Source organism: Chitinophaga sp. OAE865, from assembly GCF_040546735.1.
Lineage (GTDB): Bacteria > Bacteroidota > Bacteroidia > Chitinophagales > Chitinophagaceae > Chitinophaga > Chitinophaga polysaccharea_A.
Map to the genome: position 1 here is coordinate 1,385,481 of NZ_JBEPOF010000001.1, position 13,246 is coordinate 1,398,726.

A 13,246-nucleotide genomic window follows, 5' to 3' on the forward strand; every position below is an offset into this window, starting at 1 on the left:
CGACTCTTCGGGATGTACTTAATTTCCTTACGCGGATTTTGTCTTGTTCCAGGACAAAACCCGTTAAAATCAACCGCCATGAGAAAACTACTTTTACCTTTATTCCTCCTTTTGTACCTGGGCACATCTGCACAGGAAAACGTTATACAATATGTAAAGCCCATTACGGGCACTCAACGGATGGGACACACCTATCCCGGTGCTACTGTACCTTTTGGTATGGTGCAGCTCAGCCCGGAAACGGATACCATTCCCTATGAGATGAACGGGAAATATAATCCCGATGTTTATAAATATTGCGCCGGCTATCAGTATGAAGATAAAACCATTGTGGGCTTCAGTCATACCCACTTCAGCGGTACAGGCCACTCAGACCTGGGCGATTTCCTGATCATGCCCACAACTGGCACACTGCAGTTAAACCCCGGTACGGCAGATCATCCCGAAAACTGTTACAGGTCCGCATTTTCACATAGCACCGAAGTGGCAGAACCAGCTTACTATAAAGTGAAACTGGAAGATGATAATATCATCGCTGAGCTTACTGCCAGCAACCGTGTTGGGTTTCACCAGTATACCTTCCCCGGCACAAACCAGGCGCATATCATACTGGATATGATGTCGGGCATCTACAACTACGAAAACAAAAACGTATGGACCTTTATCAGGGTAGAGAATGATACCCTGATCACCGGATTTCGTCAAACTAACGGTTGGGCACGTACGAGAATAGAATATTTTGCGATGACCTTCTCCAAACCCTTTGTACAATACGGGCACCAGAACTATGCTAAGGATGTATATAAAGGCTTCTGGAGAAAGTTTGACCAATCGAAGAACTTCCCCGAAATGGCGGGAAAACAGATCCGCGCTTATTTCGACTTTAAGACAGCGCCCGGTGAAAAGATCAAAATAAAATTTGCATTATCGCCGGTGAGTACAGAAGGAGCGCTGAAAAACCTGCGCGCAGAAATCCCCGGATGGGACTTTGACCAGGTGAAGCGAGACGGACAGGCACTATGGACAAAAGAGCTGAATAAAATTCACATCGAATCAAAGAGCCGTGAAGAGAAGGAAAACTTCTATACCGCCATGTACCATGCGTTCATCAATCCAACTACCTATATGGATGTGGATGGCGCCTACCGCGGCCTGGATATGAACATACATACCGCTAACGGTTATACAAACTATACTACCTTCTCACTTTGGGATACCTACCGTGCACTACACCCTTTGTTTAACGTGATCCAACCGAAAAGAAATGCGGATATGATCCAGTCGATGCTCAATCACTATGAGCAAAGCGCGCAACATATGCTGCCCATCTGGTCGCACTACGCTAACGAGAACTGGTGTATGATCGGCTACCACAGCGTATCGGTAATTGCTGATGCTATTATGAAAGGCAATGCGCCTTTTGATGTGAATAAAGCGCTGGATGCCTGCGTAACTACGGCGCGCCACCGCAGCTACGACGGACTGGAGTATTATATCGACAGAGGCTATATACCTGAAGACAAAAATGGCTCTTCTGTTTCAAAAACGCTGGAGTATGCATACGACGACTGGTGTATTGCGCAGGTAGCAAAGAAACTGGGGCGGACAGATATTTATGAAGAGTTTATTAAGCGTTCCCTGAACTACAAGAATGTATATGATTCCAATACAGGATTCATGCGCCCCAGGTTGAATGACGGTACTTTCAAAGTGAATTTTGATGCGCTGCAAACGCACGACCAGGGCTTTATTGAAGGAAATGCGTGGAACTACAGTTTATATGTGCCTCACTACCCGGATGAAATGATTGCCATGATGGGAGGTAAAAAGCAATTTACCACCCACCTCGATTCGCTGTTTACAATGGAGCTTCCCGACAAATTTTTTGCTGAAACGGAAGATATCACCCGCGATGGTATTATCGGTAACTACGTACATGGTAACGAGCCTTCACATCATGTAGCCTACCTGTATAACTGGACCGGCTACCCGTGGAAAACGCAGGAACGTGTGCGGATGATCCTGAAAAAGATGTACCATCCTGGTCCTGATGGCCTTGGCGGTAACGATGATTGCGGGCAAATGAGCGCCTGGTACATTTTCACTACACTGGGCTTTTACCCGGTATGCCCGGGCTCCGACCAGTATTCATTGGGTAGCCCAGCCATTGATAAGGCTACCCTGCAACTGGAAAATGGCAAAACCTTTGTGGTGGATGTAAAAAATCAAAGCGATAAGAATGTGTATGTGCAAAAGGTGTTACTGAACGGCGCGCCCTTAAACCGTTTGTATATTACGCATGCAGATATTATGAATGGCGGTACCATTACTTTTTATATGAGCGCCAAACGGAAGAAATAACAAGAGTGCCCAGATCAGACAACTGGCTGTTTCCATTGATGGAAGCAGCCTTTTTTGTGCAGGTATATTACTATATTGCCTGTATAAGTAATAAGATGAACGATATTATTAAGGCAAATAAAGATAACCTTATTTCAGTGTGGCGTACTGCAGGAACGCCTTTTAATGCCTGTGTGGAAGACCCGTCTTTTGGCTGGTGCAGCATTCCCGGCATGGAATGGCCTAATAAGCTATGGTTTAACAGCGAAATAACGGAAGAAACAATCACTTCCGCTCTGGAGAGTGCGCCTTCCGGCAGGATGGTAATCCCTTATTGGAATACCACCGGGGAAGAATTGATCATAGCGCATGGAGGTGTACAAGCTTCTGAACAGGCGGGAATGTCGCTGAAACTGGAGCAGCCGTTTCACAAGGAAAACAGGTTGCTGTTCTGCGCGGTGACTACGCCGGCAGATGCAGCACTGTGGGCCGGTATTTACCCCCAGGCGTTTGGTTACAGCATTGATCAGAAGATCCTGGAAGTTACGTATAGTGATTTACGTTATTACCTTGCACTGCTGGATGGGCAGCCGGTGGGTACTGCTATATTGCATCTTCAGGATGGTATTGCAGGCATACACGGTGTAGGCGTAATCCCCGAAGCCAGGAGAAAGGGGGTTGCCAATGAAATTATGGCGTATGTATTAAATGAAGCTATAGCGCTTAATGCCGCCTATGCCACATTGCAGGCATCGAAGATGGGAAAGGGCATCTATCTTGAAATGGGTTTTGAAGAGCAATTTACTATCAGGAATTACGCAGTGCATAAGTAAGTTTATTAAGAAAAAGAAAGGGGCGATGCAAACATCGCCCCTTTCTTTTTTATAAAATCAGTTATTGTCAATGCAAAGTAAATGATACAATACCCAACTGTACTTTCTGTGCAGCATCCAGTGCTTTATACCGGAAATACAGGTTGTGCTTTTTGCCATCAGTTACCGGCGCAAAGCTGAAGTTTACGTTGTTGGCTATTTTAGGCTGAGCGCCAGGGCCTATGGTTACTTCTCCCAAACGGGTACCATTAGCATCATCCAGGAATGCTTCCACCGTGAAACCGGATTGTGGCGTTTCCTGTACCATGTATGCGAGCTCTATGCCGCTTACACCGGTCAGGTCCAGCTTATTGTAAGTAGCCCATCCTTCTGTATTGGAAGGGATAAGGAACTTTATGCCATTCGCTGCAAATACAGCAACGCCGTCTGCTTTGCTGAAGTCGGCAGCGGCCAGTGTAGGGCTCACCAATTCCACTGATGCGGTGCCGGTGATAGGCTTAATGCCGGGGCCGCCCTTATCAGTATAGCTGGCCAGCAGGTACAGCACACCGTTCTCTTTTGGCTCACCGCCCAATGTAGGACTGATGCTGCCGCTAACAGGCAGGGATGGCACCTTAGGCGCATTGCCGCCAATAGAATAGATATATTCCACCAGTTGTTTTGCTTCTCCAACAGAAATACCAGGGTGGGCCGACATGGCTGTTTCGCCCCATACGCCGCCACCACCATTAATGATCTTTTTAGCAAGCATTTCAGGTGCGGCAGGATCGTTCTTATACTTCTCTGCTATTTGTTTGAAAGATGGCCCGATGGATTTTTCATCCGGTTTGTGACAGGTTTTACAATCGGATACTTCCATAATATTTTTACCTGCAATAGCGCCGGTAATGATCTGGTGACCCTGCGGCTGCGCTGCCTTATCACGTCCCTGGGTATAGTCTGCCTTTACAAAGATATTGTTGACATCCAGCTTACCATCTGCGGAGTTACCATCTTCCTTATCAGAGATATTAACCGCGTACTGTACAGGTTTGCCAGGGAAATAAAACATCTGGTTACCGGTGATATTGATCTTCACCTCAGGCGTTTCGTTACCAGCGTATAACTCTATGGATTTACTCTTTGTTTTAGCGCCTTTATCATCTGCCACTTCTACAAATACTGCATATTCACCGGCAGTGCTGTAGGTAAATTCTACCGTAGGCTCAGTAGTTTCTTTCTTACTGCCATTGCCGAAATTCCAGAGATAAGTGAGCTTATCACCATCAGGATCTTTTGACCCTTCGGCAGATAAGGTTACTTTAAATGGCAGGCCTCCTGTGGTACGCGTAGCCTGTATATTGGCTACAGGCGCGCGGTTGCCTCCATTGAAATCAATGCGGGAAAGACCGGCGTCTGCATTTTTGCTAAACCATCCGTTACCATATTCAAGTATATACAAACGGCCATCGGGGCCCATTTCCATATCGATAGGGGCGTTCAGTTTAGTATTGGGCATAAACTTTTCCATTTTGGAAAAGTTGCCGTTCTTGTCCATTGTTACGGCCATCACCCATCCACGGATCCAGTCGTAAATGAATAATTTATCGTTGTAGTAATCCGGGAAACGTGTTTCTTTTGGATAAAACTCGCTGTGATAAACGGGACCGGCTTCGGCATTACGGCCACCACTGCCTACAATCGGGAACTCTTCTGATTTTGCATATGGGTACCAGATGAAAGCTGGCGTAGCCGGTGGCAGTTCTCTCAGACCTGTGTTGTTGCGGGAATCATTAATTGGTTTCAGCGGATCATAAAAAGCGCCGCTTTCACCTGTTTCATAATTGTATTGGCGGTATGGTTTGTTGTTGGCGATAAACAGGGGATAACCGAAGAAGCCCGGTTTTTTAGCCTGGTTTATTTCATCGTATCCCCTGGGTCCCCGCAACGAATCGTCGTTGTTGGCATCCGGGCCTACTTCTCCCCAGTATACATAGCCTGTTTTCTGATCCACCGACATACGGTAAGGATTGCGCGTACCCATGGCATAAATTTCCGGGCGTGTACCTTTTGTGCCTTTAGGGAACAGGTTGCCATCCGGGATAGTGTAAGAACCATCTGCCTCAACTTTTATGCGGATGATCTTTCCGCGCAGATCGTTGGTGTTGGCCGAACCACGGCGGTCATCGTACTGCAGGTGACCAGGGCGGTCATCGGTAGGACCGTATCCTTTGCTCACATATTTCTGCCCGGGCTCATCGAACGGAGTGGTATTATCACCTGTAGATAAGTACAGTAGCCCGCCTGGTCCAAAGGCAATAGAGCCGCCGGTATGACAGCATATATCGCGCTGGGAATAGAATTGCAGGATCACTTTTTCAGAAGACATATCCAGTTTGTTGTTTTCAAATTTGAAACGCGACAAACGGTTTACAGAGGTGTCTGCAGGAGAATACATCGCGTAGATGTAATGATTGTTTTTATAGTCGGGATCTGCGGCCAGGCCAAGGAATCCTTCTTCTGCATTCACGTTTGGGACATCGGTATGATGATATACTTTCAGAAAGCCTACCTGAGAAAGCCTTTTTTCTGCTGCATTATAAAGCATCAGTTCCCCGCGGCGCTGCGCCACCAGGATATCCAGGTTGGGGAGTATAGCCATTTCCGTTGGTTCAAAGAACTCACCGGATACAAGCACATTTTTAGTGAAGCGGTCCTCTTCCGGTACGCGCAGGGTTTTTGCCGCGCTATAATCGAGCACCAGGTTTTTCCCGATGGCATATTTAATACCGCCGGCAAGGTGTTTCAGGAAGAGGCTATCGGTATAGGATTCTTCCGTGTGACCCAGACCGGTATAAAAAGCGCGGCCGCCATCGTAATCATGATACCAGCTGATAGGGTGATTGCCGCCCATTGTACCACCCTGGTACGACTTTTCGTCCAGTTTCAGCAGTACGGTAGTGGTGGTATCCACATTTTTATAATTGTACCATTCATCGGTATGTTCCCACTTTTCAGGAAGGCCTTCCGTAGCGGGAAAAGATTTTTCTATTACATCAACTATAGCTTTATGAACGCCGGGAGGATGGTTCTGGAACCATGCGCCCGCGAGGTGGTTATACCAGCCCCATTCGTATTCTGTATCAGCAGCGGCATGTACACCCACATAACCACCGCCTGCCTGGATATATCTTTCGAAATCGGCTTCCTGGTAGTTATTAAGTACATCACCGGTGGTATTAAGGAAGATGACCGCAGCGTATTGTGCCAGTATATCTTCAGTGAATTTATCGGCGTTTTCAGTAGTATCTACATCAAACCCGTTTTCCTGTCCAAGTTTCTGAATGGCTTTAATACCAACGGGGATGGAGCTGTGGCGGAAACCGCTGGTTTTGGTAAATACCAGCACCTTCGGCTTGCCCGGCCGGGATTTTTTACAGGCTGCCAGGGCCACTACCACCAGTGCCAGCAGCAAAAATATTCTGAGAGTACGTTTCATTATAAATGATTAGTTTTTGGGTTTCCAGTTGCCGATGGCGTATTCAATGCCACCCAGTAAGTGTTTCAGGTATACGGGATCCTGGTATGCTTCTTTCACATGTCCCATTTCCGTATAAAAGGCGCGGCCTCCTTCAAAATTGTGATACCAGCACATGGGATGGTTATCGCCGTTTTTCCCGCCGGTATAGCTGGTTTCATCAATTTTGATGAGCACGTGTACATCGGGGTTAAGATTTTTGAAGTTGTACCACTCGTCTTTGCGGACCCACTCATCCGGTAGATCTTTTGTAGCAGGATGGTTATGATCCACTACTTTAAGGGTGGCTGTTTGCTGGCTGGGATGGCTCAGGAACCAGGCGCCAGCCAGTTTGTTGTACCATGGCCAGTCGTACTCTGTATCTGTAGCCGCATGGATGCCCATCCATGCACCTCCTTTGTGGATATAGTTTTGAAAGGCTACCTGTTGGGCGCTGTCGAGTACATCGCCGGTGGTGCAGCTGAAAATTACGGCTGCATATTTTTTCAGGTTGGTGGGAGTAAAGGCACTGGCATCTTCAGTAGTATCTACTTCAAAGCCATTCTCCTTTCCAAGTTGCATGATGGCTATTTTGGCAGCAGGGATGCAATCGTGGCGGAAGCCTTTTGTTTTTGAGAACACAAGTACCCTTTTGGCTTTGTGTTTGTGCTTTGCCTGCACTGAAATAGTGCCGGCAAGGAGCAAGAGTGCAATAAACGCGGTTAATGCTTTCATGTTATTTTACGTGGGAATTGAAATGAAAAATTCGGAAAAGTAAAAAACAAAAAGCTACTGAAGTATTGAGATAAGTGAGCGCCCATCTCCGCTTCAGTAGCTTTTTGTTTAATGCTTTTAGCTATCGGAAATTAAAGAACTCTTATTTTGATATTACGGTACCAAACATCGTCGCCATGATCCTGCAGGGCGATGTGGCCTTTTGGATGTTTGCCAAACTCTTTCCAGTCGTGGAACTTGCTTTTTGCTACCAGTGCATCCCATTCAGGAGTGCCCATGGTTGTTTCTGCAGTTTTCACACCATTGAGCCAGAGGGTCAGGTGACCATCTTTCTTTGTTAATTTGGCGGAGTTCCATTCACCAACAGGTTTAGCCGGCCTGGTGGGGCATTTGATGAGATCGTACAATTCACCCGCATTGTGTTTTGGGTTTTTGCCGTCGGGATGGCCCGCATCATCAATTACCTGCATTTCAGGACCGGAGAGATAAGTCTGGCTTAAAGACGGATCTTCGTGAACGCTGAAGATAAGGCCGCTGTTGCCACCCGGGGAAATTTTCCATTCGTAGCTCAGCTCATAGTTTTCATATTCTGCGTCTGTAACGAGATCTCCACCCGGCGCGCCATTCTTTTTGGCTTCCTGGTTCAACCCGATAGCGCCGTCGGTCACGCTCCATGCGGGGCTGGCCGTCGACTTCAGGTATGTATGCCAGCCTTTGGTAGAAGTACCGTCAAACAACAGTACCCATCCCTGTTTTTTCTCTTTGGCCGACAGGGTATTTAATTTCTGGGCTTTTACCGCGGTAGTGCCGAGAACGGCAGCTATCATCAGCGCGCCCATGATTAATTTTTTCATTCCGGATGATTGAGTTAATGATGGAATCAATTATTTGCCAATAGATAAGATATAGCTTACCATTTCTTTTGCATCATCTTTTGAAATCTGTGGATGAGGTAACATTGCTACTTCACCCCAGTTACCGGAACCGCCTTTGATTACTTTATCGGCCAGTTTGTCCACATTTTCCGGTGTGTTAGGATATTTGCCTGCAATATCTTTCAGGGCTGGTCCTACCACTTTCATTTCTTCTTTATGACATGTTTTGCAATCGCTTTGAGCCATCAGGGTTTCGCCTTTGCTTACAGGTTTGCTGGCACTTGGCGATACCATTGAATTATCTGCTGCGGGGCTTTCTTCATGAGTGCTAACGCTGTCAGCATTTTCTGTTTTTTTCTCACCACCTCCGCAAGCTGCAAAGAATAATACACTTAATACGAGCGGCGCCAGATATCTCTTTCTCATTTGTTGTTTTTTTTTATTTGGTTATTGTTTACTACGATCGGTGGATTAGTTGGCCTACAAGCCTAATATTCTTTTGTTAAAGGCTTCATCTGTGCCGCCTCCTGCAAAGTCATCAAATGCCTTTTCAGTAACACGGATAATATGATCCTTAATGAAAGGGGCGCCTTCCCTGGCACCATCTTCCGGGTGTTTGATACAACATTCCCACTCCATAACGGCCCAGCCGGCAAAATCGTATTGCGCCATTTTGCTGAAGATGGATTTAAAATCTACCTGGCCATCTCCGAGAGAGCGGAAGCGGCCTGGGCGGTCGATCCATGCCTGGTATCCGCCATAAACGCCGGAGCGTCCGGTGGCATTGAATTCGGCATCTTTTACGTGAAAGGCTTTAATCCTTTCGTGGTAAATATCGATATATTCCAGGTAATCGAGGCATTGAAGCAACAGGTGGCTCGGATCATAAAGTAGGTTAGCGCGGCTATGATTGCCGGTAGCTTCCAGGAAACGCTCAAAAGTGATACCGTCGTGCAGGTCTTCCCCAGGGTGAATTTCATAACAAACGTCTACGCCGTTGGCATCAAATTCATTGAGGATCGGCAGCCAGCGTTTTGCCAGTTCGGCAAACCCGGTTTCCACCAGGCCGGCCGGACGCTGTGGCCACGGATACATGGCCGGCGCCCACAACAGTGCGCCACTGAAAGTAGCATGGGCAGTGAGGCCCAGGTTACGGCTGGCTTTCGCAGCGTATTTCAGCTGGTTTACCGCCCATTCTGTACGTGCCTGGATATTATTGTGATATTGTGCGGGAGCAAAGCCGTCGAACATCTCGGAGAAAGCAGGATTTACTGCTACCAGTTGCCCCTGCAGGTGCGTGCTCAGTTCTGTGATTTCCAGTCCGGCTGCATTCACGATGCCTTTGATCTCATCTGCATAGGTTTTGCTTTCAGCAGCCTTTTGCAGGTCGATCAGGCGTGTTTCCCAGGTGGGGATCTGTACTCCTTTAAAGCCAATGGAGGCCGCCCACTCACAAATGGATTTCAGATTATTGAAAGGCGCTTCGTCTCCCATGAACTGCGCCAGAAAAATACCAGGTCCTTTAATCGTTTTCATATACTCAAGCTGGTGATGAATATTATATCTCGAAGTTAGTCCATTTAGCATCGCTTTGTGAAGAGCGTACTACATTATCGATGAACGCCATACCACGTACGCCTTCCTCTGTGCCCGGGAAATCCAGTGATTCCGGAGAGGGTTGTACCCCATCAATTTTAGCAGATAAGGTTTGTGCGAAGTTGCGGTACAGGTTACCGAATGCTTCCAGGTATCCTTCGGGATGGCCGCCTGGTGTGCGGGTATTATGTGTCATGTAGGATGACTGGAAGGTATATCCACCACCTGCGCGATAAATTTCGGTAGGTTTATCCAGCCATTTTACCAGCAGGGTATTCGGCTCATGTTGCGCCCATTCCAGGCCGCCTTTTTCGCCATAAACGCGGATCTTCAGTGCATTTTCTTCTCCTGCCGCCACCTGCGATGCCATTAAAACGCCGGCAGCGCCATTATCAAAGCGGAGCAGCACAGCGCCGTCGTCGTCCAATGCGCGGCCGGGTACCAGGATATTCAGATCAGCACATAATTTTTCAATTTTAGCGCCGCTGATGTATTCGGCCAGGTTAGCCGCGTGGGTACCGATGTCGCCCATACAGCCGCTTTTACCTGATTTTTTAGGATCGGTTCTCCAGGCTGCCTGTGCATTACCTTCTCTTTCACTCAGTTTGCTGAGCCATCCCTGCGGGTATTCCACCCATACTTTGCGGATTTTGCCCAGTGCGCCGTCTTTCACCATCTGTCTGGCTTGTTTTACCATAGGATAGCCGGTGTAAGTATGTGTAAGCAGCAATGTTAAGCCGGTGGCTTCCACTTTTGCCTTTAATTGTTTGGCTTCGTCGAGGGAGAATGTGATCGGTTTCTCGATAACAACGTTGAAACCCAGATCCAGTGCCATCATGGCCGGTTCAAAATGGGCGAAGTTTGGTGTAACGATGGTCACGAAGTCCAGCCTTTTCTCTGCAGGCATTTTTGCTTCGTTTTCCAGCATGGTTTTGAAATCGAGATAAGTACGTTCAGGGTCCAGGAACAGCATTTTACCTGATTCCACCGCGATGTCGTTATTGATACTGAGCGCGCCCGCTACCAGCTCAATCAGTCCGTCCATATTGGCTGCAATACGGTGAATTGCACCAATGAAGGCGTCTTTCCCGCCTCCTATCATTCCCATTCTAAGTTTCCGTGTCATATTTACAATTATCGTTTTAAAATTTATACTATTTGAACCTGTGCTACTTTTTTACGGCTGCGCATATAAAAGAAAAGTCCTGCAAACGCTACGATGAGGATAACCGGTATCACCAGGGTGGCGTTGATGATTTCCGGCCCGGCTACAGCGGTGGCCTGGCTGAAAGCTGCTGCTTCGGCAGAACCGGGTGCTGCTGAGCGGTAAGCATCCAGGGATGCGCCGGCAGGTAATTGTTTTACGATGATACTATCGTAGAAACCTCCCATAAAATACATGTATACAGATACGGCAAACATACCGGCGCCGCCCATCAGGTTCATGCCGAGTGCTCCCGACTGTGGGATGTTTTCAGATACAAAACCCAGCATGGTTGGCCAGAAGTAAGTAACGCCCATACCAAAGATAAAGGCGGCCACAAACACCATGTTACCCGATACATGGGAAAGTAAATATAAGCCCAAAGCGGATAAAATCGCAGAAATAAGTAAAACGCCGGTAGGAGATATTTTATGTACCACAGGGCCGGCAATACCTCTTCCCAGTACCTGTACACCGGCTGTTAACGCCAGTATGAGAATAGAGTTTTCAGTTACGTTCTTCAGCAGCACTTCTATCCACTGACCAGTGAAAAGCTCTGTGATGGCAGTTCCGAACATAAGGATAAACATCACGATGAACAGGGGGCTTAATACAGATTTATACATCTGTGCAGAAGAAACACCGGCTGCCACCCTTTCTGTAACGGGGAAGTCGAGTTTCATAAAAAGATAACCATAGATAAGGGTGGGGATCACCATAGTGGCTACTTGCAACTGCCAGCTGAGGCCGATTTTTGAAAGTAAGAATACCAGCAGGGTGCCTACCACGATACCACCGGGGAACCACAGGTGGAAGTGATTCAGCTTGGTAGTTTTATTGTCGGGGAAAATAGTGGCCACCAGCGGGTTACACGCTGCTTCCACGGTACCATTGGCCATACCGATAAACAGGGTGGAGATGAACAGCGACCAGAAACCGCCTGCAAATACCGTCAGCACAATACCCAGCAGGTGCAGGATAAAAGCTGCGAGCAGCAATCGTTTCATGCCTATGGCATCTACAATGAACCCTCCTATAACCACTGCCAGCGGAAATCCCCAGAACGCAGTTCCGGCAATGATGCTCAATTGTTTGGTATCCAGGTGGAACTCAACGCCCAGGCGGCTTAAGATTCCGGCACGGATGCCAAAGGATAATGATGTTACCAGTAGCGCCATACAGCTTGCTACGAACAGTTTTTGCGGCTGAATTGCATTTGCCATAAACGTGGATGTTTGTGTAAAAAAGTTAAAACGGCTATTAAACCTTTAAATTTATAAAAAGTATTTTCATATTTCCATCTTTTTATATGGGCGACGGGCAATTTTTTTGAAAATTTTCATTTCCAGCGGTAATATGGGCTAACTGGCCATAAATACCCGGTTTGGATGGCCATATTTTATGATAAGCGGTTCGCTCTGTGCAGGGCTTCCGCCTACTTATAAAAGTAACGTCCGCTCCCTGCTTTGTCCGGATGATATAAATAAATGATAATTTCTTCTATTGATTGAAAACTAAAAATCTCTCTCTGGCATTGAATACCCCGGTTATTCCTTATTTTTACTAGCTGGTCAAAGTCAGCGCTCTACAACCCGGTACTACAGCTAATTGCCGGCAAGTGGTCTGAGGCTCTAAGGGGCAGCTGATGAAGATGACGAATTGAATGTCGTTTACCCTATCCCGTTAGTAACTGATAATCGTTCGGCTGTGATGTGCGGGAATGAATATGTGATCTGCTACCTGAATAGCCGGCAATAACGCCCGGACATAAAACCTGATTTTAAGGAAGATGCCCACCCGGTGCCGGTTTTCCGGCACTTTTTAATATCCTGTGATCCGGTACTGGTATTTTGGCAGGGAAAGAGCTGAGTCCTTATAGCAGCCGGGCTGACAAATTGGGCGCGGTAAAAAAGCGGGCACTCCTGTACAACAGGAAGCCTGCCTGCTCAGGGCTGCAACAACAAATCTCATGTACTCAATTTGCCTGCTGCCATTTGTCAACAAATTTCCGGGAAGCCGCCTTGGCATCGCTCTCATAATGATCCGTAGAAAGGATATTTTTTCGGGAAAGCTTTCCTTGTTTACCACGCCGGGCCGGCTATGCCGCTAACTTTAGCTATCTGTATAAAGGATATGTTAATTGATAGCGGCAAAATGGAAAATCCAT

9 protein-coding genes are annotated in these 13,246 nt (G+C 47.2%); 2 read left to right on the forward strand and 7 right to left on the reverse strand.

What is annotated here, in order from left to right; genetic code table 11:
• Positions 1-78 precede the first annotated feature (78 nt).
• Positions 79-2,361 carry a GH92 family glycosyl hydrolase gene (locus ABIE50_RS05825; protein WP_209867096.1) on the forward strand — a complete coding sequence of 761 codons (2,283 nt, stop codon included), beginning with the start codon at positions 79-81 and terminating at the stop codon, positions 2,359-2,361.
• A 5-nt stretch (positions 2,362-2,366) separates the two neighbouring features.
• A complete protein-coding gene (locus tag ABIE50_RS05830) occupies positions 2,367-3,173 on the forward strand; it encodes a GNAT family N-acetyltransferase (RefSeq protein WP_209867095.1) in 807 nt (268 codons plus the stop codon).
• A gap of 67 nt (positions 3,174-3,240) precedes the next feature.
• On the opposite strand, the gene ABIE50_RS05835 is transcribed toward ABIE50_RS05830, so the two are convergent.
• From ABIE50_RS05835 to ABIE50_RS05865, 7 genes are all read right to left on the reverse strand, one after another.
• Entirely contained in the window at positions 3,241-6,651 is a 3,411-nt protein-coding gene (locus ABIE50_RS05835; protein WP_209867093.1) for a ThuA domain-containing protein, read from the reverse strand.
• Between the two features lie 9 nt (positions 6,652-6,660).
• The gene (locus ABIE50_RS05840) at positions 6,661-7,404 is read right to left on the reverse strand and encodes a ThuA domain-containing protein (RefSeq protein WP_209867091.1); all 744 of its coding nucleotides are present in this window, start codon (positions 7,402-7,404) and stop codon (positions 6,661-6,663) included.
• 131 nt (positions 7,405-7,535) lie between these two features.
• On the reverse strand, positions 7,536-8,258 hold the full coding sequence (locus tag ABIE50_RS05845) for a 3-keto-disaccharide hydrolase (RefSeq protein WP_142684027.1): 723 nt from the start codon (positions 8,256-8,258) through the stop codon (positions 7,536-7,538).
• Between the two features lie 30 nt (positions 8,259-8,288).
• Complete coding sequence (locus ABIE50_RS05850; protein ID WP_142684026.1) at positions 8,289-8,705, reverse strand: c-type cytochrome; 417 nt, start codon at positions 8,703-8,705, stop codon at positions 8,289-8,291.
• Between the two features lie 54 nt (positions 8,706-8,759).
• Positions 8,760-9,815 carry a sugar phosphate isomerase/epimerase family protein gene (locus tag ABIE50_RS05855; protein ID WP_209867089.1) on the reverse strand — a complete coding sequence of 352 codons (1,056 nt, stop codon included), beginning with the start codon at positions 9,813-9,815 and terminating at the stop codon, positions 8,760-8,762.
• Between the two features lie 22 nt (positions 9,816-9,837).
• On the reverse strand, positions 9,838-11,001 hold the full coding sequence (locus ABIE50_RS05860) for a Gfo/Idh/MocA family protein (protein WP_142684024.1): 1,164 nt from the start codon (positions 10,999-11,001) through the stop codon (positions 9,838-9,840).
• 23 nt (positions 11,002-11,024) lie between these two features.
• A complete protein-coding gene (locus ABIE50_RS05865) occupies positions 11,025-12,302 on the reverse strand; it encodes an MFS transporter (protein WP_209867087.1) in 1,278 nt (425 codons plus the stop codon).
• Positions 12,303-13,246 lie beyond the last annotated feature (944 nt).

Bases quoted from the DNA above. Each gene is read 5' to 3' on its own strand.
- ABIE50_RS05840 (WP_209867091.1), bottom strand. From the start codon at position 7,404: ATGAAAGCATTAACCGCGTTTATTGCACTCTTGCTCCTTGCCGGCACT.
- ABIE50_RS05850 (WP_142684026.1), bottom strand. From the start codon at position 8,705: ATGAGAAAGAGATATCTGGCGCCGCTCGTATTAAGTGTATTATTCTTT.
- ABIE50_RS05865 (WP_209867087.1), bottom strand. From the start codon at position 12,302: ATGGCAAATGCAATTCAGCCGCAAAAACTGTTCGTAGCAAGCTGTATG.
- ABIE50_RS05860 (WP_142684024.1), bottom strand. From the start codon at position 11,001: ATGACACGGAAACTTAGAATGGGAATGATAGGAGGCGGGAAAGACGCC.
- ABIE50_RS05825 (WP_209867096.1), top strand. From the start codon at position 79: ATGAGAAAACTACTTTTACCTTTATTCCTCCTTTTGTACCTGGGCACA.
- ABIE50_RS05855 (WP_209867089.1), bottom strand. From the start codon at position 9,815: ATGAAAACGATTAAAGGACCTGGTATTTTTCTGGCGCAGTTCATGGGA.
- ABIE50_RS05835 (WP_209867093.1), bottom strand. From the start codon at position 6,651: ATGAAACGTACTCTCAGAATATTTTTGCTGCTGGCACTGGTGGTAGTG.
- ABIE50_RS05845 (WP_142684027.1), bottom strand. From the start codon at position 8,258: ATGAAAAAATTAATCATGGGCGCGCTGATGATAGCTGCCGTTCTCGGC.